This window comes from Hydrogenophaga sp. (assembly GCF_030373245.1).
Lineage (GTDB): Bacteria > Pseudomonadota > Gammaproteobacteria > Burkholderiales > Burkholderiaceae_C > Hydrogenophaga.
Map to the genome: position 1 here is coordinate 247,939 of NZ_JAUCZF010000003.1, position 21,451 is coordinate 269,389.

15 protein-coding genes and 1 tRNA gene are annotated in these 21,451 nt (G+C 65.5%); 5 read left to right on the plus strand and 11 right to left on the minus strand.

All coding sequences use genetic code 11. The features are described from left to right. Positions 1 to 86 precede the first annotated feature (86 nt). The 11 genes from clpX to QUV25_RS09310 all read right to left on the minus strand — a co-directional run bounded on the left by clpX (position 87) and on the right by QUV25_RS09310 (position 15,084). Positions 87 to 1,352 carry an ATP-dependent Clp protease ATP-binding subunit ClpX gene (gene clpX / locus QUV25_RS09260; RefSeq protein WP_300863343.1) on the minus strand — a complete coding sequence of 422 codons (1,266 nt, stop codon included), beginning with the start codon at positions 1,350 to 1,352 and terminating at the stop codon, positions 87 to 89. Between the two features lie 152 nt (positions 1,353 to 1,504). Next, entirely contained in the window at positions 1,505 to 2,122 is a 618-nt protein-coding gene (clpP, locus tag QUV25_RS09265) for an ATP-dependent Clp endopeptidase proteolytic subunit ClpP (RefSeq protein WP_300863344.1), read from the minus strand. A 192-nt stretch (positions 2,123 to 2,314) separates the two neighbouring features. Further along, positions 2,315 to 3,625, minus strand: a complete 1,311-nt coding sequence (gene tig, locus QUV25_RS09270) for a trigger factor (RefSeq protein ID WP_300863345.1) — start codon at positions 3,623 to 3,625, stop codon at positions 2,315 to 2,317. 69 nt (positions 3,626 to 3,694) lie between these two features. Then, positions 3,695 to 3,781 (minus strand) — tRNA-Leu (locus QUV25_RS09275). Between the two features lie 130 nt (positions 3,782 to 3,911). Next, a complete protein-coding gene (locus tag QUV25_RS09280; protein WP_300863347.1) occupies positions 3,912 to 4,589 on the minus strand; it encodes an AroM family protein in 678 nt (225 codons plus the stop codon). Further along, positions 4,586 to 7,177: a TRAP transporter permease gene (locus QUV25_RS09285; RefSeq protein ID WP_300863348.1), complete on the minus strand. Its 2,592-nt coding sequence runs from the start codon at positions 7,175 to 7,177 to the stop codon at positions 4,586 to 4,588. Before QUV25_RS09285 ends, QUV25_RS09280 begins: the two co-directional genes overlap by 4 nt. 128 nt (positions 7,178 to 7,305) lie before the next feature. Further along, positions 7,306 to 8,283: a TAXI family TRAP transporter solute-binding subunit gene (locus tag QUV25_RS09290; RefSeq protein ID WP_300863349.1), complete on the minus strand. Its 978-nt coding sequence runs from the start codon at positions 8,281 to 8,283 to the stop codon at positions 7,306 to 7,308. A 167-nt stretch (positions 8,284 to 8,450) separates the two neighbouring features. Next, positions 8,451 to 9,812 (minus strand): aspartate aminotransferase family protein, encoded by a 1,362-nt coding sequence (locus QUV25_RS09295; RefSeq protein ID WP_300863351.1) that lies wholly within the window; start codon positions 9,810 to 9,812, stop codon positions 8,451 to 8,453. Between the two features lie 49 nt (positions 9,813 to 9,861). Next, a complete protein-coding gene (locus QUV25_RS09300; RefSeq protein WP_300863352.1) occupies positions 9,862 to 10,734 on the minus strand; it encodes a MurR/RpiR family transcriptional regulator in 873 nt (290 codons plus the stop codon). An 80-nt stretch (positions 10,735 to 10,814) separates the two neighbouring features. Continuing rightward, positions 10,815 to 13,970 carry an efflux RND transporter permease subunit gene (locus tag QUV25_RS09305; RefSeq protein ID WP_300863354.1) on the minus strand — a complete coding sequence of 1,052 codons (3,156 nt, stop codon included), beginning with the start codon at positions 13,968 to 13,970 and terminating at the stop codon, positions 10,815 to 10,817. Between the two features lie 7 nt (positions 13,971 to 13,977). Continuing rightward, positions 13,978 to 15,084, minus strand: a complete 1,107-nt coding sequence (locus QUV25_RS09310) for an efflux RND transporter periplasmic adaptor subunit (protein ID WP_300863355.1) — start codon at positions 15,082 to 15,084, stop codon at positions 13,978 to 13,980. Positions 15,085 to 15,322: 238 nt separating this feature from the next. On the opposite strand from QUV25_RS09310, the gene hpnC reads away from it, so the two are divergent. The 5 genes from hpnC (at position 15,323) to QUV25_RS09335 (ending at position 21,345) form a co-directional block, all read left to right on the plus strand. After that, positions 15,323 to 16,222, plus strand: a complete 900-nt coding sequence (hpnC, locus tag QUV25_RS09315) for a squalene synthase HpnC (RefSeq protein WP_300863356.1) — start codon at positions 15,323 to 15,325, stop codon at positions 16,220 to 16,222. 116 nt (positions 16,223 to 16,338) lie between these two features. Next, positions 16,339 to 17,367 carry a magnesium chelatase ATPase subunit I gene (bchI, locus tag QUV25_RS09320; RefSeq protein WP_300863357.1) on the plus strand — a complete coding sequence of 343 codons (1,029 nt, stop codon included), beginning with the start codon at positions 16,339 to 16,341 and terminating at the stop codon, positions 17,365 to 17,367. Positions 17,368 to 17,369: 2 nt separating this feature from the next. Then, positions 17,370 to 19,163 (plus strand): magnesium chelatase subunit D, encoded by a 1,794-nt coding sequence (locus QUV25_RS09325; RefSeq protein ID WP_300863358.1) that lies wholly within the window; start codon positions 17,370 to 17,372, stop codon positions 19,161 to 19,163. Beyond that, positions 19,160 to 20,071 carry an alpha/beta fold hydrolase BchO gene (bchO, locus tag QUV25_RS09330; RefSeq protein ID WP_300863359.1) on the plus strand — a complete coding sequence of 304 codons (912 nt, stop codon included), beginning with the start codon at positions 19,160 to 19,162 and terminating at the stop codon, positions 20,069 to 20,071. The genes QUV25_RS09325 and bchO overlap by 4 nt, the downstream gene beginning before the upstream one ends. Beyond that, on the plus strand, positions 20,068 to 21,345 hold the full coding sequence (locus QUV25_RS09335; RefSeq protein ID WP_300863360.1) for a Coenzyme F420 hydrogenase/dehydrogenase, beta subunit C-terminal domain: 1,278 nt from the start codon (positions 20,068 to 20,070) through the stop codon (positions 21,343 to 21,345). Before bchO ends, QUV25_RS09335 begins: the two co-directional genes overlap by 4 nt. Positions 21,346 to 21,451 lie beyond the last annotated feature (106 nt).

The window sequence follows — 21,451 nt, forward strand, 5'->3', positions numbered from 1 at the left end:
AAATGGACAGGTGGGGCGGATGCGGGCGAATTCAACCGGACGCACGTCATTCTCGGTGCGCGGCTCAGGTACCGCGCCAGGGTCGTTCAAGCCTGCTTGGCCGCTTCGCGGTAAACGAGCAGAGGCGGCTTGTTCTCGTCGATTGTGGACTCATCCACCACGACCTTCTCCACGTTGCTCATACCGGGCAAATCGAACATGGTATCGATCAGCGCGTTTTCCAGAATCGAGCGCAGTCCGCGCGCTCCGGTCTTGCGCGCCAGCGCCTTGCGGGCGATGGCCTTGAGTGCGGCCGGGCGCACCTCCAGCTCAGCGCCTTCCATCGACAGCAGGCGGGAGAACTGCTTGACCACGGCATTCTTGGGCGCGGTCAGAATTTCGACCAGGGCGTCTTCGCTCAGCTCCGACAGCGCGGCAATCACCGGTACGCGACCCACCAACTCGGGGATAAGACCAAACTTGATCAGGTCTTCGGGTTCGATTTCCTTGAAGGCATCGGTCAGGCTGCGCTGCTTCTTGCTCTTGACCACCGCGCCGAACCCCATGCCCGAGGCCTCGGTGCGGTTCTCGATGATCTTCTCCAGCCCCGCGAATGCGCCGCCGCAGATGAACAGGATGTTGGTCGTATCGACCTGCAGGAAGTCCTGATTGGGGTGTTTGCGACCGCCCTGGGGCGGAACGCTCGCCATGGTGCCTTCGATCAGCTTGAGCAGCGCTTGTTGCACTCCTTCGCCCGACACGTCGCGGGTGATGGACGGGTTGTCCGACTTGCGGGTGATCTTGTCGATCTCGTCGATGTAGACGATGCCCTGCTGGGCGCGCTCCACATCGTAATTGCAGCTCTGCAGCAACTTGGCCACGATGTTTTCCACATCCTCGCCCACGTAGCCGGCTTCGGTCAGCGTGGTGGCGTCGGCCATCACAAACGGCACATTGAGCATGCGCGCCATGGTCTGCGCCAGCAGGGTCTTGCCCGAGCCGGTGGGTCCGAGCAGCAGGATGTTGCTCTTGGCCAGCTCCACTTCGTCCTTGCGGGCTGTCTGCTTGTGGCGAAGGCGCTTGTAGTGGTTGTAGACGGCCACCGCCAGGGCCCGCTTGGCGGTGTCCTGTCCGATCACATACTGGTCCAGGTTCGCCTTGAGCTCGGCTGGCGTGGGCACCTCGTCTCCCGAGGGCTTGACCGATTCGAGACCAGGCAACTCGTCGCGGATGATGTCGTTACAGAGCTCGATGCACTCGTCGCAGATGAACACCGACGGACCGGCAATCAGCTTCTTGACCTCGTGCTGGCTCTTACCGCAGAAGGAGCAGTAGAGCGCTTTTTCGCCAGAGGCGGCTTTTTTATCGGCCATGGGTTGCGTGGTTCAGTTGTAACGAGTTGATGCCGTGACGTTGATGATAGTTCAAGCGAGGATGCGCCCATACCCGGGAAAAGCGCTGGATTTGGGCAGATTCAGCACTCTTTACTGGGTTTGAGGTGGCTTTTTTGTGCAAAACCGCGCCATCAGGCTGTCGAGGGGCGCTTGTCGATCACCTTGTCGATCAGGCCGTACTCCGCCGACTCGGCTGCCGTCATGTAGTAGTCGCGCTCGGTGTCGCGGGCAATGCGCTCCAGGGGCTGCCCGGTGCGCTCGGCCAGGATCTTGTTGAGCTGTTCGCGGGTCTTGAGGATCTCGCGCGCCTGGATCTCGATCTCGGTGGCCTGGCCCCGGCTTCCGCCCGAGGGCTGGTGGATCATGATCTTGGAGTTGGGCAGCGAGAAACGCTTGCCTTTGGCGCCGGCAGCCAAAAGGAAAGCGCCCATGCTGGCGGCAAAACCCACGCAAAGGGTCGATACATCGGGCTTGATGAAGTTCATCGTGTCAAAAATCGCCATGCCCGCCGTGACTGAACCTCCAGGCGAGTTGATGTAGAAGGAGATGTCTTTGTCGGGGTTCTCGCTCTCCAGAAAGAGCAGCTGCGCCACAAGCAGATTGGCCGAATGGTCGTTGACTTCACCGACCAGAAAGATGACGCGCTCTTTGAGCAGGCGCGAATAAATGTCGTAGGCGCGCTCGCCGCGGCCAGATTGTTCGATCACCATGGGCACCATGCCCAGGCCTTGAATGTCCATTACGCTCATGCGGTTCTCCGTGTGGTGGCGCGAGGGTGGTGTGTGCGCCATGCCCTTACTGTAACCAACCTGCCTTGCCAATCAGCGCGGGAGGACATGGCGCTCTGGGGGATATGGCGCGCTTGCCGCCAAAGGCAAGGTCTGCGCCACAAAAAAAAGGGCGGATTGCTCCGCCCTCTTCGATCCTGCGAAGCAAGATGATCAGGACTGGCCCATCAGTTCGTCGAAGTCAATCGCCTTCTCCGTGACCTTGGCTTGCGCCAGTACGTACTCGGTGACATTGTTTTCGATCACGATGGCCTCTACCTCGGCCATGCGGCGGTTGTCGCCGGTGTACCAGCGCACCACGTCGGCCGGCTTCTCGTACGACGCCGACAGCTCCTCGATGTGTGCCTTGATCTGTTCGGGCTTGGCTTGCAGCGACTTCTCACGAACCAGCTCGGCCACCACCAGGCCCAGACGCACGCGGCGTTCGGCTTGAGGCCGAAACAGGTCGTCGGGGATCGGTGCCTTGTCGGCGTCCTTGACACCGCGCTGCTTCAGATCGGCGCGGGCGCCCTCAACCAAGCGCTCCAGCTCGGCCTGCACCACCGACTTCGGCAGGTCGAGTTCGGCCTTGGCGGCTAGCGCATCCATGGCGGCCTGCTTGTTGCGCGCCTGCACGCGGAACTTCACTTCGCGCTCCAGGTTCTTCTTGATGTCGGCACGCAGGCCCTCCACCGTGCCTTCGGCGATGCCGAGCGATTTGGCCAGCGCACCGTCCACCTCGGGCAGGTGCGCCGCTTCGATCTTGTTGACCGTGACCAAGAAGTCGGCGGTCTTCCCGGCTACGTCCTTGCCGTGGTAGTCGGCCGGAAAGGCCAGCGGAAAGGTCTTGGACTCACCCGACTTCATGCCGCGCACCGCGTCTTCGAATTCCTTGAGCATCTGGCCGTCGCCCACGATGAACTGGAAAGCCTCGGCCTTGCCACCTTCAAAGGGCTCGCCATCGATTTTCCCGGCGAAATCGATGGTGACGCGGTCGCCGTCCACCGCGGCCTGGTCCTGGGCTCGCTGGGCGAAGGTACGACGCTGCTTGCGCAGGATGTCCAGTGTGCGGTCGATGGCCGCGTCGCTGACTTCGGTAGACGCTTTTTCGATCTCGGCCGTGCTCAGATCGCCGAGCTTGACCTCCGGGTAGACCTCAAAAACCGCGTCAAAGGCGATCTGGCCTTCGGGTGCACCTTCCTTTTCGGTGATCTTGGGCTGACCGGCCACGCGCAACTTGGCTTCGTTGGCCGCCATGGAAAAGGCCTCACCGACCTTGTCGTTCATCACCTCGTAGTGCACCGAATAGCCGTACTGCTGTGCCACCACGTTCAGCGGCACCTTGCCGGGACGGAAACCGTCCATCTTGACCTTGCGTGCCACGTCTTTGAGGCGGCGGGTCACTTCGTTCTGGATCACATCGGCAGGCAAGGTCAGCGTGATCTTGCGTTCGAGCTTTTCCAGGGTTTCAACGGTCACGGTCATGGCATTCTCCAGAAGATGGGCCGTCAGCCAGCCATTCCGGCCAACGGGGGATGAATCTGTGCATTGTTGTGGTGCGCGGGGGGGGACTCGAACCCCCACACCATTGCTGGCGTCAGGACCTAAACCTGGTGCGTCTACCAATTTCGCCACCCGCGCGCCCGACACGTCGGGTCGAGGCGCTGCACACAAGGTGTTCATGCGAATTCGACCCGCTTCACGGCAACCTTCAATTGTAGCCGCTGGCATTGACTCGCCTGTTCAGGGCGAGCAAGTGGTGCGGCCCCGCTCAGGCGCCGAGCCGGCGACGCAGCAAGCGCACCGCGCTCTCGGGCGTGGTCAGCACCGGCAGGTCTGTCGCCTCCGCAACGGCGCGACGCGACCGCGCCATGCTGAACTGGGCCAGGGCGATCACACCGCAACCCTGGCCCTTCAGCTTCGTGGCCGCCTCCACCACCATCGCGTCGTGCTGCCCTTCATCGCCTGCGTTCAGCGCCTCAAGGGCGCCGTCGGCCAGCTCGGTGAGCAGATCCACACCGCCAGGAAACTCGGCCGGCATGGATGCCAGAGTGGGTGCAAACGACGCGATCAGACCGATGCGCCCCTTCGGCCCCGAAAGCGCCACCGCCTCGACCACCATGGCCTCGTTGGGCTTGAGCACCGGCATGTGCGGGCGCCGGGTCGCCACTGCCTCGATACAGGCACCGAAAGCCGAGCAGGTGAACAGAATGGCTTGCACACCCGTGCCTTCAGCGTAAGCCGCCAGCGATTCGAAGCGATGGTGCATGGCCGCGTCCAGGCCCGCGCCGCTGCGTGCAAGATCGGCCGACAGGCTGTCGTCCAGCAGGTTCATGCGGATCGCCTGCGGCCAGGTGCTCTGCAGCGCCTGGTTGATCGGGTCCACCGAATGCGACAGCGCGTGGATCAGCGCCACGCGCGGTGGCGCTGATGGGGCAGATCGGTTCACGCGGGTGTCAACTTAGACGCTGGACGACGAGTCCGCTGCAGCCAGACCACCAGCCCCAGCAGCACAAACGCCGGCAAGAACAGCCATTCCTTGGCGGGACGATCGGCTGGCACCTCGATCGCGGTGATGCGGAAGCTCTGCTCAATGCCGAGCTTTTCCGCCTGGCTGCCAAACTTCACTGCGGCGACCATGAGCGCGTCGCCATCGGCCATCACCGTCAGCCCTGCGGTACCCAGGCGCGTCTTGGCATCGGCCACGTCACCCAGCGGCAGCAAAACCCCCTTGCGGATCTCATCGCCATTGAGGTTCAGCCCCTCGATCCAGACGCGCTTGCTGGTGCCAGCGGGCGCCTCGGCAATGATCTGAGACATCTGCTCGCCCTTGATCTCGTCAAATGGTGGCTGAACCATGTCCATCCAGAATCCGGGGCGAAACAGCGTGAAACACACCAGCAACATGGCCACGCTCTCGTACCAGCGGCTCTTGACGATGAAGAAACCTTGCGTGGCCGCCGCAAAGACCAGCATCGCGATCACCGCTGTTCCAACGGTCATGATCAGGTGCAGGGGCCCGTCCAGCCCGATCAGCAGCAACTGGGTGTTGAAGATGAACAGGAACGGCAGGATGGCGGTGCGCATGCTGTAGAAAAAGGCAGTGACACCGGTCTGGATCGGGTCGTGGCGCGCGATGGCAGCGGCAGCGAACGAGGCCAGCCCCACTGGCGGCGTCACGTCGGCCATGAGGCCGAAGTAGAAAACGAAAAGATGCACCGCGATCAGCGGCACGATCAGGCCGCTCTGCGCGCCCAGCTCCACCACCACCGGCGCCATCAACGTGGACACGACGATGTAATTGGCCGTGGTCGGCAGGCCCATGCCCAGGATCAGACTGATCACCGCCACCAGCACCAGCATCAGCATGAGGTTGCCGCCCGAGAGAATCTCCACGATCTCGGTCATGACCAGGCCAACGCCGGTGAGCGAGACCGTGCCGACGATGATGCCCGCCGCCGCCGTGGCCACGCCAATGCCGATCATGTTGCGCGCGCCAGTCTCCAGGCCCGAAATCAGGTCGGCAACGCCGGCCTTGAGGTCGGCCGCGATGTTGTGCGCGCCGCGCATCACGCCGATGATGGGTTTTTGCGTGAGGATGATGAAGACCATGAACATGGTCGCCCAGAACGCCGACAGCGCAGGCGACAGCTGCTCCACCATCAGGCACCACACCAGCACCACCACGGCCAGCAGGTAATGCAGGCCCGAGCGCACAGTGGGCCCGGTTTCCGGCAACTCAAAGACGGGAGCGTTGGGGTCATCCAGCTGCAGCTCGGGCTGGCGCGAGCTCACCCACAGCAAGCCAAGGTAGGCTGCCATCAGCAGCACGCCAATGGTCGGAATGGCCGCTGCACCGAGCGAGGCCTTGATGAAGCTGATCGTGTAGTAGGTGATGCCGGCAAGCACGATGAAACCCGTGACCGTGGTCACGAACGAGATCAGTCGCTGCATGCCCGTGGACTGCACGCGCCGCGGCAGGCCTTGCATGTCGGCCTTGAGGGCTTCGAGGTGAACGATGTAGAACAGCGCGATGTAGGAAATGATCGCTGGCAGGAAGGCGTGCTTCATGACCTCAATGTAGGGAATGCCGACGTACTCGACCATGAGGAAAGCCGCCGCACCCATCACGGGCGGCATGATCTGCCCGTTGACGGACGACGAGACCTCGACCGCGCCGGCCTGGTCACCTCGATAGCCCACGCGCTTCATGAGCGGGATGGTGAAGGTGCCGGTGGTGACCACGTTGGCGATCGACGAGCCGGAGATGATGCCGGTAGCGGCCGAGGCCACCACGGCCGCCTTGGCCGGGCCACCGCGCATGTGACCCAGGAGCGCAAACGCCGACTTGATGAAGTAGTTGCCCGCACCCGCCTTGTCGAGCAGCGAGCCAAACAGCACGAACAGAAAAATGAATCCGCTGGAAACCCCCAGCGCGACACCAAAGACACCCTCCGTGGTCAGCCACTGGTGGGTCATGGCTCGGTCCAGCGAAGCCCCGCGGTGCGCCACCAGCTCGGGCATGTAGGGGCCGGCGAAGGTGTAGATCAGGAACACCACGGCCACGATGACCATGGGCAGGCCCAGCACCCGGCGCGTGGCCTCCAGCAGCAGCAGGATGCCGACGGCGGCGGTCCACACGTCCATGGGTGTGGGTTGTCCCGGTCGGGTGGCCAGTTCGCGGTAGAAGATGAACAGGTAGGCCGCGCAATAGGCGCCGACCAATGCCAGCAGCCAGTCTGTGATCGGCACCCGGTCGCGCGGCGAACGCTTGCTGGCCGGGTAGGCCATGTAGCCAAGGAACACCGCGAACGCGAGGTGGATCGCACGGCTCTCGGTGTCGTTGAGCACAAAAATGCCCAGGCTGAACGGCAGTGGCGAGGCGATCCAGAGCTGGAACAGCGACCAGGCTACTGCTACCAAAAGGAGCAGCCTGGCCACCAACGGGCCCGGCTGGCGTCCGCCCGAATCGTTGTCGGCCACCAATTGGTTGACGTCGACCTCAGCCGGTGAAATTTTTGGATTGTCTGTGCTCATGAGGGCAACTCCATGTTTCCGCGGACGTGTTCGGCCCGCCTGACAAGCGAAAATCAAATGCCTGAATCAAAACACCCCATGGGCGGACTGGCCGCGCATGGGGTGGTCGATCAGGCGGGGGGATCGGTTTACTTGATCCAGCCCTTTTCCTTGTAGTACTTGGCGGCGCCGTTGTGCAGGGGTGCCGACAAGCCATCCTTCACCATGTTCTCGGGGTTCAGGTTGGCGAACGCTGGGTGCAACTTCTTGAAATCGTCAAAGTTCTCGAACACCGCCTTCACCAGGGTGTAGACCATGTCGTCCGAAGCCTTGGCCGAGGTGACGAAGGTGGCCAGCACGCCGTAGGTGGGTGTTGGGGCATCGTTGCCCTTGTACAGACCGCCCGGGATGTTGGCCTTGGCGTAATAAGAGTTGGCTGCCACCAGCTTGTCAACGGCTGGGCCGGTGATGCTCACCAGCTTGGCACCGCAGGTGGTCACCGGGTCCTGGATGTTGGCACTGGGGTGACCCACGCCGTAGAAGAATGCGTCGATCTTGTTGTCGCACAGTGCCGCGCCATGTTCGTCGGCCTTGAGCTCCGAGGCCAGACCGAAGTCGGACAGCTTCATGCCCTGGGCGGCCAACAGCTCATCCATGGAGGCGCGAGTGCCCGAACCGGGATTGCCCACGTTGACACGCTTGCCTTTAAGGTCAGCGAAGGTCTTGATGTTGGCATCGGCGCGCGCCAACACGGTGAAGGGCTCGGGGTGGATGGAAAACACCGAGCGCAGGTCGGTGAAGGGGCCGCTGCTTTCGAAAGCCTTGGTGCCTTTGTAACCGTGGTAGTTCCAGTCGGACTGGGCCACGCCAAAATCGAGATCGCCGGCCTTGATGGTGTTGATGTTGGCCACCGAGCCGCCAGTGGACTCCACCGTGCAGCGGAAGCCATGTTTGGCGCGGTCCTTGTTCACGAGGCGGCAGATGGAGCCGCCGGCCGCGTAGTACACGCCCGTCACGCCACCGGTGCCGATGGTCATGAATTTTTGCTGGGCCTGGACGCTGGTGACCGGCGCGAGCATGGCGGTGGCCGCAGCGATGGCGGTGATGCAAGCAGACAACTTCTTCATGGAATCTCCTGGTTGGGTCCTGCTTTTGAGGACTGTCGACACAAGCCTTGTGGGCCAATTAGGTAACTTTTTATCCTACTGGAAATCGGCAGGTCAATTGATTCGGGGTCCTACGTACTTACCCGAGCCTGACTTCGGTCACCGAATTCCAAGACAGTGCTGCAAGATCAATTGCTCAGCGCCACGCCGATCGCACGTCCCAGGCGCGCCACCATCTGACTCAACTCGTCTTCGCTGCTGATGAAGGGTGGTGCCAGCAGCACATGGTCGCCGCTGCGCCCGTCCACGGTGCCCCCCATGGGATAGACCATGACTCCCTCGGCCATGGCCGCCCGCTTGATCTTGGCATGCAACTTCCGGGCCGGGTCGAACCACTGCTTGCTCGCGCGATCGGCCACCAGCTCGATGCCCCAGAACAGGCCGCGGCCGCGGATGTCACCCACATGAGGGTGCTCCCCAAAGGTCTGTGTCAACACAGACTGCAGAAAGCGCCCGCGCGACTGCACCTGCGCCAGCAGGTCGTCGCGCACGATCACGCGCTGCACCGCCAGCGCCGCCGCGCAGGCCACCGCATGGCCAAGGTAGGTGTGGCCATGCTGGAACAACCCGCTGCCCTGGCGAAAGGCGTCGACCAGCTTGCCCTGCGCCAGCACCGCGCCAATCGGCTGGTAGCCGCCGCCCAGGCCCTTGGCGATCGCCAGCAGATCGGGCACCACGCCTTCGGCTTCGCAGGCGTGCAACGTCCCGCAGCGGCCCATGCCGCACATCACCTCGTCGAGGATGAGCAGGATGCCGTGGCGGTCACACAGCTCGCGCACACCCTTGAAGTAGCCGGGTACCGGCGTGAGCACGCCAGCGGTGGCGCCACCAATGGTCTCGGCCACAAACGCCATCACGTTTTCGCCACCCAGTTGCTCGATGGTGTCGGCCAGTTCCTGCACAAGCCGCTGACCGTACTGTTCGGGGGTTTCAGCGTCGCGCTGATGGCGGTAGGCGTAGCAGGGCGACACGTGGGTCACATCGATCAAAAGCGGTTTGAACTGCTCGCGGCGCCAGGCATTGCCGCCAACCGCCAGCGCGCCCAGCGTGTTGCCGTGGTAACTCTGGTGGCGTGCGATGAAATGGCGGCGCTGCGACTGGCCGATTTCCACGAAGTACTGGCGCGCCATCTTGAGCGCGGCCTCCATCGCCTCAGAGCCGCCACTGACGAAATACACGTGGCTCATGCCAGCAGGCGCAGTCTGGATCAACACATCGGCCAGTTCCTCGGCCACTTCGGTGGTGAAGAAACTGGTGTGGGCGTAGGCCAGGCGGTCGATCTGCGCGTGCATCGCGGCGATCACGTCGGGGTGGCCGTGGCCCAGGCAGGACACCGCCGCGCCACCCGACGCATCGAGGTAGGTCTTGCCCGCGGCGTCGGTGATTGTGATGCCCTGCCCGCTCACCGCCATCGGCAGGTCATGGTGCAGCTGTCGGTGGAACACATGGGTCGTGTCCTGGGGTATCGCGGCGGGGAGTCGGGCGTTCATGGGTGGTCCTTGCTGGAGTCGGCTTAAAGAGAAAAGAAAAGTGCGTAGCTCAGGCAGTGGCACGGCGCTGGCGGTTGGGCTTGTCCCAGTACACGCGGTCGCTTTGCAGCCGCTGCTGGCGATCGCCGAGGCGCTTGACCACAGCAGATCCTCCCTGCTCGGCCACGGTGGCCATCAGGATTTCGGCCAGCGCCTGGACGCCGGTCATGGAATGGAAAAAAGAAGGTGAGGCCGCGTCAAACAGCAACACGATCGAGGCCGTGCGGGCCAGTGGCGAAAGCGCGCTGTCGGTCAGTGCCAGCACCGGCACACCGCGCGACTGCGACTGCTGCGCGCACTGCACTGTCTGCACGCTGTAGGGCGCCTGGCTGACCGCCACCAGCAGGTCAGCCTGCGTCAGCTCGGCCAGTTCATCGCTGCCTGCGCCGGCCAGATTGGTCACCAGCTGGGTGCCTGCTCTCAGCCAGTCGCAGGTGTAGCGCAGGTGGTGGGCAATGCCGAAGCTGGCGCGTTGCCCCAGAAAGGCCACCTGGCGTGCTGCCAAGATGGCCATCGCCGCGGCCTGCAGCTGGTCGGTGTTGTTGCGCAACGCCACCGAGGTGACGTTGAGAGACTGGGCCTGCTGCAGTGCGCTGATGGGCGCAACACCGGGTGAGGCCTTTTCAGTGCCGGCCTGGGCCGCCGATCTCGCCAGCGCAGCGATGGCGGGGCGGCGCATCGCGTCAAAGCCGTCCAGGCCCAGGGCCTGCGCTAGGCGCGTCATGGTGGCCGGGGCCACGCCAGCCGATCGGGCCGACTGGCGCATGGACTGAAGACCGAGCTCGGCCGGATGCTCGCGCACCCAGCGCGCGGCGCGCTGAAGCTCAGGGCTCAGCGCGGCAAAGCGCGCGTCCAGCAGCTGGGTGAGGTGGCGGTAGGGCAAGCGGCGAGGAAATGAAACAGATGAATCATTAACATTCTAGTGATTCATCTGTTTCATGTCCAGCTGTTCGCTGCGCCGAATCAGCTGGGCGTCGGCTCCCGCTGAACCCTGAACCAGGCGGCATACATCGCCGGCAACGCGAGCAGCGTGAGCACCGTGGCAACGATCAGGCCGCCCATGATGGCCACCGCCATCGGGCCCCAGAACACGCTGCGAGACAGTGGGATCATGGCCAACACCGCAGCCGCCGCGGTGAGCACGATCGGCCGCATGCGTCGCACGGCCGACTCCACGATCGCATCCCATGCTGGTATCCCCCGGCGCCGATCCTGCTCGATTTGATCGATCAGGATCACCGAGTTGCGCATGATCATGCCCATGAGCGCGATCACGCCCAGCAGCGCCACAAAGCCAAAGGGTCGGTTCAGCAGCAGCAGCGCCGCGGCCACGCCAGCCAGGCCCAGCGGTCCGGTCAGGAACACGAGCAAGGACCGGCTGAAACTCTGCAACTGGATCATCAGCAGGGTGAAGGTGATGAACAACATCAGCGGCACGCCGGCGGCGATCGACGACGAGCCCTTGCTGCTTTCCTCCACCGCGCCCGCCACTTCCACCCGGTAGCCCGACAGCCCCCGGGCGGCCCAGCCCGCGCTGATCGCGTTCATGGCTGGCAACAGCTCGGCGGTGACGGTAGCGCCCTGCAGACCTTCGACGACATCGCTTTGCACTGTGATGGCGAAATTGCGGTTTTCGCGCCAGATCACGCCTGGCTCCCAGTCGAACACCGGGCGCGCAATCTGCGCCAGCGGAATGCTCTGGCCGCTGGCCGTGGGCAGGTAGGCGTTGCGCAGGCTGCTGATCGCGTCGCGTTCGGCCAGCGGCTGGCGCAGCACGATGTCGATCAGTCGGTCACCCTCGCGGTATTGCCCCACCGTGCTGCCCACCAGGATGGTGCGCGCGGCCTGGGATATCGACTGGCTGGACACCCCGAGCGCGCGCGCCTTGGCCTGGTCCACTTCCAGGCGCAGCACCTTGACCGATTCGTTCCAGTTGTCGTTCACACCTCGGGTGTTCGGGCTCTGGCGCATCGTGGTCTTGACCTCGTCGGCCAGCCCGCGAAGTACCACCGGGTCGTCTCCCACCACGCGGAACTGCACCGGGTACGGCACCGGTGGTCCGTTGGGCAGCAGCTTGACGCGGCCACGCACCTCGGGAAACTCGGTCGCCAGCAAGGCCGGCAGCCGTTTGCGCAGCGACTCGCGTGTCTTGAGGTCTTGCGGTAAGACGATGAATTGCGACACGTTGGTCTGCGGAAAGATCTGGTCCAGCGGCAGGTAGAACCGCGGCACGCCTGAGCCGACCCAGGTGCTCACGCTGGTCACACCATCTTCTTTGGCCAACCGCGCCTCCACCTGCCGGCTGATGGCATCCGTGGCCGCAAAGCTGGCGCCTTCGGGCAGCCAGATGTCGACCAGTATTTCAGGGCGGCTGGAGTCGGGAAAGAACTGCTGCTGCACCTTGCCCATGCCGACGATGCCCAGCACAAAGGTGGCGATGGTCAGGCCGATGGTGATCCAGCGGTGCAGCACACACCAATTCACCAGGGAACGAAAGCGCACGTAAAACGGCCCGTCGAACACCTCATGCACCTGTCCCACATGCGGCTTCACCTTGAGCAGCTTGACGCCCAGGTAAGGCACAAACATCACTGCCACGATCCAGGACAGCACCAGCGCGATGACCGTCACCGCGAAAATGGCAAAGGTGTATTCGCCCACGGTCGAGTTGGCCAGCCCGATGGGCAGGAAGCCGGCGGCCGTGATCAGAGTGCCGGTGAGCATGGGCATGGCGGTGGCGTCCCAGGTGAAGGTGGCCGCGCGCATCATGGTGTAGCCCTCTTCGAGCTTGCGCACCATCATCTCCACCGCAATGATGGCGTCGTCCACCAGCAGCCCGAGCGCGATGATGAGCGAGCCGAGCGAAATCTTGTGCAGGCCGATACCCCAGTACTGCATGGCCAGAAAGGTCATGGCCAGCACAAGCGGAATGGTGACAAACACCACCAGCCCGGGTCGGATGTCGAGCACATAGCGCTTGAAACCTCGACCGCCTTCGCGTCGGTGCAGGCCCAGCGCCAGAAAGCTCACCGCCAGCACGATCACCACCGCTTCGATCAGCACCTTGACGAATTCGTTGACCGACTTCGTCACCGCACTCGGCTGGTCCTGCACCTGCACCAGCTGCATGCCCGCAGGCAGGTCGCGCTCGATTCCCGCCACGGCCACCTCGAGCGCCTTGCCCAGCGCGATGATGTCGCCGCCCTTGGCCATGGAAATGCCCAGGGCGATGCTCTCCAAACCGTTGTGCCGCACCTGCACCTGCGGCGGATCGGCGTAGCCCAGGCCGATCTCGGCGATGTCACCCAGGCGGATCTGTCGGCCGTTGGCGGCACGGATCGGCATCGCGCGCAACTGCTCCACATCGTTGAAGGCACCGGCCACGCGCACTTGCACCGCATCCAGCGGCGTCTGCACCGTGCCGGCCGACTCGACTGCGTTCTGCTGACCGAGTGAGGCCAAGACTTGCTGGAGGTCCAGTCCCAGCACCGCAAGGCGCCTTTGCGAGATTTCGATGTACAGCTTCTGGTCCTGCGCGCCAAACAGCTCGACCTTGTTCACATCTTTCACGCGCAGCAGCTGCTGGCGCACGTCATCCGCGACCTGCTTCTTGTCGGCGGGCGTAAAACCTTCACCCTGCAGCGCGTAGATGACGCCGTACACATCGCCGAACTCGTCGTTGAAAAACGGCCCGACCACTCCCTGCGGCAGGGTGCCGCGCATGTCGCCCACTTTCTTGCGCACGGTGTACCAGATCTGTGGCACCTCGCCCGGTGGTGATGAGTCCTTGAGCTGGAAAATGATCAGCGACTCACCCGGCTTGGAGTAGCTGCGGATCTTGTCGGCGTAAGGCACTTCCTGCAGCGTCTTCTCGATGCGGTCGGTGACCTGCTCGGCCATCTGCTGCGCCGTGGCGCCCGGCCAGAAAACACGCACCACCATGGCGCGAAAAGTGAACGGTGGATCTTCATCCTGACCGAGCTGAAAGTACGCAGCCGCGCCCAGCAGCATGAGCACGATCATCAGGTAGCGGGTGAAGGCCTGGTGGTTCAGCGCCCATTGCGACAGGTTGAACCGCGACACCCATGACGATGCTTCTTCGGGGGAATGTGGGTTCATGCCGACCTCACTGCGAGGGAGTGGCAAAGCGAACCACCTGCTGCCCCGGAGACAGCACATGCACGCCAGTGGCCACCACCTCTTCGCCCGGCTTCAGCCCATCGGCAATCACTGCCAAGTTGCCGTCTGCACCTGCCACCACCACGGGACGCGACTGCACCGTGCCGCTGGCGGCGTCGAAAACCCACACAGCGCTGGCTGAGGGCCCCTTGGCCGCGTCGCTCATGAGTGCACTGGTGGGCAACTTGATTGCCTGGGCGACGGCCCCTGCGGGCGCCGGCAGCGTCACGTAGGCCGTCGCGCCCAGGGATACGGGCGCGTCATCGGGCAAGGCCAGGCGCACCTGGTAGGTGCGGGTCTGCGGGTCGGCGGCCGCAGCGACTTCACGGACCGTACCGCTCAGCGCGGGGGCTGACGCTGCGCCTGTGGTCGCCCACAAACGCACTTGCGCGGTCAAGCCCACGCGCAACTGCGCCAGCCGGTCTTCGGGCACAGCAAACACCACGTCGCGCGCGCCATCGCGGGCAACGCGCACCACTGGCGCGCCGGCAGCCACCACCTGCCCCACCTCGGCCTCGACCGCCAGCACCACGCCGGGGCCATCGGCCAGCAGCCGCGCGTAACCTGCCTGATTGCCCTGCACGGAGCCCTGCGCCATGGCCTGATTCAGACTGGCTTCGGCTGCCTGCAACGTGGCCTGGCGGCGTTCAATTTCGGCGCCGCTGACAAAACCCTGCGTCTGCAAATCGGTGAAGCGCCTGAGATCGGCGGCCGCCAGATCGCGCTGCGTGCGCGCAGAGGCTACCTGCGCCTGCGCCGCCTGGCTCGCCAGGTTCAGATCTTTCGCATCCAGTTCGGCCAGCAGCTGTCCTGCTTTCACGCGCTGGCCGACCTCGGCCGGGCGCTGCAGCAGCTTGCCGCCGACCCGAAAGCCCAACCGCGATTCCACCCGCGCCCGCACCTCACCCGCATATTCGGAGGACAGGTTGAGGCCATCGGCCTGCACCGTGAGCAACTTCACCGAGCGAATGGGTTCCATCGGTGGCTCGGGCTTGCTGCAGGCTCCCAGCGCCAGGGCGACCGAGAAGGCGAAGACAATGGGCAAAGTTCTCATGGGCATCGAGGGTCTGGGGAAGCCGCCGCGGCAGCGGGTGCGGCGGGATGGAAGTCAAATCAGCAACCAGAAAATTAATGACTGACCGGTTAGTAAGCAAAATTGTAGTGCAATCGCCAGAAGCCAACTGGCCTGCATGGGGCGCACTGTCGCACGCACGCATCCGACCGCAGGGGCTAGCGCTGGCAAGGCTGACAGGCGCGTCTCGCTTCAAGGTCCCCCGCCATCGGATCTGCTGATGACCGCCCCCAACCCCAACACCGATGCGTCCTTGCCTTCTCCGAGTGCGGGCGTCGGGCATTACGAGAACTTTCCCGTCGCATCCTGGCTGTGCCCGCCCGCGCTGCGCTCCGCCGTGCAGGCCCTGTACCACTTCGCCCGCACCGCCGATGACCTCGCCGACGAGGGCGACGCGGCCGCGGAGCAGCGACTGTTGGACCTGGACACCTACCGACATGAGCTGGACCGCTGCCTGACCGGCAACCCGCCGGTTGACACCCGCTGGCCGGGCATCTTCAAGCCGCTGCGCGCCGCGGTCACGCAGCACCACCTACCCGGCCCGCTGCTGCATGACCTCATCAGCGCCTTTGAGCAAGATGTGCGTCATACCGCTAGCGGCCATCGCTATGCCGACACCACCGAGCTGCTCGACTACGCGCGCCGCTCGGCCAACCCGGTGGGTCGCCTGCTGCTGCACCTGTACGGTGTCAGCGATGCAGCGTCCTTGAAGCGAAGCGACCAGATTTGCAGCGCCCTGCAACTGATCAACTTCTGGCAAGACATCCGGGTCGACCATGCGCGGGGTCGCCACTACCTGCCGACCGATGCGCTGGCCCGCCACGGTGTCCAGCTGGTCGACTTCGCCGCCGATGCCCAGCCCGAACCAGCGACCCAGGTGCGCATGGCGCGTGCCGTGGCCGCGCTGTGTCTGCAGGCGCACGGGCTGATGCTGGAAGGCGCGCCGCTGGCCCGACGCGTACCAGGCCGAGCTGGCTGGGAGCTGCGCCTGGTGGTTCAGGGCGGACTGCGGACATTGGAAAAGCTGGCCGACTGCGGCCACCGAAGCTGGAAGGTACGACCACGCCTGCGGGTCTGGGATGTGCCAGTGCTGCTTTGGCGCGCGCTCTGGATGCGCTGAGGAACACGTGATCCGGCAGAATGTGTACCGGAACCTAGACATCGCGAATTGTCATCCTGAGGGAATGCGCCCGGGCTGTGCCATACTGAATTTCAACGCAGACAACGCAAAGATCCATGGCACAGGCATTCCCCTTTTCGGCCATCGTCGGCCAGGAAGAAATGAAGACGGCGATCCTGATCGCCGCGATTGACTCGAGCATCGGTGGCATCCTGGTGCTGGGCGACCGGGGAACCGGAAAATCGACCGCGGTGCGCGCACTGGCCGCGCTGTTGCCCAAGATGAAGGCGGTGCAAGGCTGCCGCTACGGCTGCGACCCAGCCGAAGCGGCTGGCGGCTGCACCGAATGCGCCACCCTTCGGCCCACGGGCAGCACACCCAAGACCCACCTCATCCCGGTCCCCGTGGTCGACCTGCCGCTGGGCGCCACCGAAGACCGCGTGGTCGGTGCGCTGGATCTGGAGCGCGCCCTGTCGCAAGGCGTGAAGGCATTTGAGCCCGGCCTGCTGGCCCAGGCGCACCGCGGTTTTCTCTACATCGATGAAGTGAACTTGCTGGAGGACCATCTGGTCGACCTGCTGATCGACGTGGCCGCCTCGGGCGAAAACGTGGTCGAGCGCGAGGGCCTTTCGGTGCGGCACCCGGCGCGCTTTGTGCTGGTGGGCAGCGGCAACCCGGAAGAAGGCGAACTGCGGCCCCAGTTGCTGGACAGGTTTGGCCTGTCCGTCGAGGTGAAAACGCCCGACCAGCTGGCCGATCGGGTGGAAGTCGTCAAGCGAAGGGACGCCTTCGAGCAAGACCGCGGCGCCTTCATCGCGCAGTGGCAACCCGAGGATGAGCGCATCCGCAAGCAGATCGTCGCGGCCCGCAAGCGCCTGCCGGCGGTGAGCGTGAGCGACGGCGTGCGCGAGCGCATTTCCAGCCTGTGCGCCACCCTGGGCACCGACGGCTTGCGCGGCGACCTCACCTTGTTGCGAGCGGCGCGCGCGCTGGCCGCGCTGGATGGTGCCAAGGCCGTCGCCGACGAGCACATCCGCCGCATCGCCGCACCCGCCCTGCGCCACCGCCTGCGCCGTAACCCGCTGGACAACGCCGGCTCGTCCACCCGCGTGGAACGGGCCGTGGCCGAGCTGCTGCCGGCATGAGCATGAGCCAGCGTCCCGCGCTGGCACCTGACGCGGTGATCGCCGCGGCGCTGCTCGCGGTGGACCCGGTGGGTCTGGGCGGCGTGGCGCTTCGGGCGCCGGCCAGCGAGCTGCGCAGCGACTGGCTGGCCTTGGCCAAATCCTTGTTGCCCACGTCGACACCCTGGCTGCGCGTGCCACACCACGCCAGCGACAGCGCCTTGCTGGGTGGACTCGATCTGGCTGCCACCTTGAGCGCGGGTCGGCCGGTGGCCCTGCCCGGGCTGCTGGCGCGGGCCGATGGCGGGGTGCTGCTGCTGGCCATGGCCGAGCGCTGCGGCCCCGGTGTCGCCGCCCACCTGAGCGCCGCACTGGATCAACACGAAGTGCATCTGCAGCGCGATGGACTGTCGCATGCCGCGCCAGCGCGGCTCGCGTTGATCGCACTGGACGAAGGACAGGCAGACGACGAGCGCCTCCCCGCCACCCTGCTGGACCGACTCGCATTCTGGCTGTCGCTCGCGTCGGTGAGCGAGCAACAGGATGCGCCAGTGTTCGACCTTGCCGACATCACCGCCGCCCGCGCCGCATGGCCCAGCATCACCGTGCCCGATACGCTGGTGCAGGCCTTGTGCGCCGCCGCCATGGCCTGGGGGGTGCCATCGATGCGCGCGCCCGTGATGGCGGTTCGCGCCGCCCGCGCGCTGGCCGCACTGGCAGGCTTGAGTGAAGCCAACGAAGACCACGCGACCCTGGCCGCTCGCCTGGTGCTGGCGCCTCGGGCCACCCGCTTGCCGTCGTCGGACGAAGCGCCCGAGCCAGCTCAGGAGCCGCCAGAGGCTGAAAGCCCACCCGATCAGGATCCACCGGCCGACGATCCGCCTGCGGCTGAAGACGACGCCGAAACGCCACCGCCACCCGAGCCCCAGGCGCTGGAGGACAAGCTCATCGAAGCCATGCAGGCCGCCCTGCCGCCCGGCCTGCTCGCCGCGCTGCAGCTGGGCCAGCAGCGCCAGGCCCAAGCCAAAACCGCCGGTACCGCAGGTGCTCAGCAAAAGCACGCGCACCGCGGTCGCCCGGTGGGCACGCGACGAGGCGAACCGCGCCACGGGGCACGGCTGCATGTGCTCGACACGCTGCGCGCTGCCGCGCCCTGGCAACGCCTGCGGCGCCGGGCCGACACACCGGCGAAGCGCATCGAGGTGCGGCGCCAGGACTTTCATGTGCGGCGGTTCCGACAGCACCGCCCGACCACCACCGTGTTTGTGGTCGACGCTTCCGGCTCTGCAGCACTGCACCGGCTGGCCGAGGCCAAGGGCGCGGTGGAGCTGCTGCTGGCCGAGTGTTATGTGAGGCGCGACCGGGTCGCGGTGCTGGCATTTCGAGGCTCGGGCGTGGAACTGCTGCTGCCGCCCACGCGCTCACTGGCGCGCGCCAAACGCTCGCTGGCCGCCCTGCCCGGTGGCGGTGGTACACCGCTGGCCGCAGGCATTCGCGCCGCGCGCGAACTGGCTGAGCAGCTGGCGCGGCAAGGTGATTCGCCACTGGTGGTGTTTCTCACTGACGGCCGCGCCAACATCGCCGCCGACGGCACGCCTGGCCGGACCCAGGCTGCAGCCGATGCGCTGCAGGCGGCGGCCGAATTCAGGATGCAGGCGCTCAGCACCCTCCTGATCGACACCTCACCCCAACCCAGTGACGCCGCGCGCCTGCTGTCGCTTGAAATGGGCGCTTCGTATGTGCCCCTGCCGCATGCCGGCGCCCAGGGCCTGAACCAAGTGGTGTCGCTGGCGGCCTCGCCGGCGGCGGTGCGGTGAGCAGATCGGTCGCGCTGGACTGGGCGCGCGACGGCCCGGACTGGCCGCACGCACAGCACAGCCGGTTTGTTCAGGCAGCCGGCCTGCGCTGGCACGTGCAGCATTTCACCGGACCAGCGCCTGATGCGCCCTGCATGCTGCTTTTGCACGGCACCGGCGCCTCCACGCACTCCTGGCGGGACCTGGCACCGCTGCTGGCCAAGCGCTATCAGGTCATCGCACCCGATCTGCCCGGCCACGCCTTCACCGGCCTGCCACCCGGCGGGGTGGGCTCGCCCCAGCTCACTTTGCCCGGTATGGCCGCTGCGCTAAAGGGTTTGCTGCAAGCCCTAGGCCAGCAGCCAGCCCGCGTGGTGGGTCATTCAGCAGGCGCGGCGATCGCGGTGCGCATGTGTCTCGACGGACTCATCCACCCGCAGCGCCTGAGCGGGCTGAACGCCGCGCTGCTGCCGCTGGGCGGACTGGCGGGTGCGGTGTTCTCGCCAGCCGCCAAGCTGATGGCATCGGTGCCGATGGTGCCGCGCCTGTTTGCCTGGCGCGCGGGCGAGCCGGCCGTGCTGCAGCGCCTGCTGCAAAGCACCGGCTCCACCCTCGATCCCGCAGGCACCGCGCTGTACCGGCGCCTGGTCACCTGCCCGGCGCACGCCACCGGCGCGCTCGGCATGATGGCCAACTGGGACCTGCCCACGCTGGCCACCGACCTGCCGCGCCTGGCGGTGCCGCTTGATCTGCTGGTGGGCTCGTGGGACCGCACCGTACCGCCGGAGCAGGCGCAGCGCGTGTGGGCTCGCCTGAGCGCTGCAGCGCGCGGCCACCTGACTGTGCTCGACCGGCTGGGTCACCTGGCGCACGAAGAAGATCCGGCGCGTGTGGCCGACGACCTGCTGGACGCGGAGCAGGTAGCATGACCTCTGCTCGCGAGCCCTGGACACCTGCGCTGCCCGACGCACCACCGCGCCATTTCTGCACCGACTGCGGCCTCTCGCGCACACAAGAACCCAAGCGCTGCGGCCAGGCTTGTCAGTTCATCGCGCCCGACTACCCGCGCCTGGAGCAGCAGGTGCATGGCCGCGCGCGGCGACTGTCTGGGGCCGATGGCGCGGCGGACGACGAGCTGTTCTTCGGACCACACCAGCAGATGCTGCAAGCGCGGCTGAAAACGCCGCTGGTGGGTGCGCAGTGGACCGGCATCACCACCCGAATCGCCGAGCGGCTGTTGGCGCGCGGCGAAGTCGATGCGGTGATCGCCATGGCGCCACACCCGGACGACCCCTGGCGCCCTCTTCCGGTGGTGGTGACGCGCGCGGAGGACATGGCGCGCTGCCGTGGCATGCGCATGGGCTACGCGCCGCTGGTGGCGCTGGTGGAGCCCGCTCTGGCACAAGGCCACAAGCGGCTGGCCGTGATCGGGATCCCGTGCCAGATCTACGCGTTGCGCGCGATTCAGCCCCAGCTGGAACGCGAGCACGGCCTGGAAAAACTGCTGGTGATCGGCACGCCCTGCTCCGATAACACCACCACCGAACGCTTCCACCAGTTTCTGGCGCTGGTATCGCCCAAGCCAGAAGACGTGACTTACCTGGAGTTTCGTGCCGATTACCACGTTGAAATCCGCATGAAAAGCGGCGCCGTTCGCACCATCCCGTTTCTGCAGCTGCCGCTCTCGACCCTGCCGCCCGATTTTTTCCCCATGACCTGCCGCACCTGTGTGGATTACACCAACGCGTTGTCGGACATCACCGTGGGCTACATGGGTGGACGCGGCGATCAGTGGTTGCTGGTGCGCAATGCGCGCGGACAAGCGCTGCTGGAAACCCTTGGCGACGACGTGGTGACCCAGCCACCCACCACCGCAGGACAGCGCGCCGGGGCCGTGAAAGGGTTCCTGAACAACGTGGAACGCGCCGCCGGCGGACTGCCACTGCGGCGCATGCCCGACTGGCTGCGCCCCATCGTGGGCTGGCTGATGCCGCGATTGGGGCCACGCGGGCTGGAGTTCGCGCGTGCCCGGGTAGAGATGAAGGCGGTCGAGACGGTGGTGCATCTGGAACGCGAATCGCCTGCCCGCCTCAAGACCATGGTGCCCGAGCATGTGGTGCACCTGGTACGGCCCTACGGGCTAGCCAGTCGCGCCCGTCCCCTCCCTTCCACCGCAGCACCACCGGCAACCTCGGCGGACTGACTTCCCCCCTCTGCGCCGACCCGCCTTTTGCAGGCACCGGCTCTCCTCCAAATGGCGCCTTCCCTTCCTTGCTGCAGGGATGCCGCGGCATGTCTACGACCCAAAA

Coding starts and splice junctions, on each gene's coding strand:
- clpX (WP_300863343.1), bottom strand. CDS start 1,352: ATGGCCGATAAAAAAGCCGCCTCTGGCGAAAAAGCGCTCTACTGCTCC.
- clpP (WP_300863344.1), bottom strand. CDS start 2,122: ATGAGCGTAATGGACATTCAAGGCCTGGGCATGGTGCCCATGGTGATC.
- tig (WP_300863345.1), bottom strand. CDS start 3,625: ATGACCGTGACCGTTGAAACCCTGGAAAAGCTCGAACGCAAGATCACG.
- QUV25_RS09285 (WP_300863348.1), bottom strand. CDS start 7,177: ATGAGCACAGACAATCCAAAAATTTCACCGGCTGAGGTCGACGTCAAC.
- QUV25_RS09290 (WP_300863349.1), bottom strand. CDS start 8,283: ATGAAGAAGTTGTCTGCTTGCATCACCGCCATCGCTGCGGCCACCGCC.
- QUV25_RS09295 (WP_300863351.1), bottom strand. CDS start 9,812: ATGAACGCCCGACTCCCCGCCGCGATACCCCAGGACACGACCCATGTG.
- QUV25_RS09305 (WP_300863354.1), bottom strand. CDS start 13,970: ATGAACCCACATTCCCCCGAAGAAGCATCGTCATGGGTGTCGCGGTTC.
- QUV25_RS09310 (WP_300863355.1), bottom strand. CDS start 15,084: ATGAGAACTTTGCCCATTGTCTTCGCCTTCTCGGTCGCCCTGGCGCTG.
- hpnC (WP_300863356.1), top strand. CDS start 15,323: ATGACCGCCCCCAACCCCAACACCGATGCGTCCTTGCCTTCTCCGAGT.
- bchI (WP_300863357.1), top strand. CDS start 16,339: ATGGCACAGGCATTCCCCTTTTCGGCCATCGTCGGCCAGGAAGAAATG.
- QUV25_RS09325 (WP_300863358.1), top strand. CDS start 17,370: ATGAGCCAGCGTCCCGCGCTGGCACCTGACGCGGTGATCGCCGCGGCG.
- QUV25_RS09335 (WP_300863360.1), top strand. CDS start 20,068: ATGACCTCTGCTCGCGAGCCCTGGACACCTGCGCTGCCCGACGCACCA.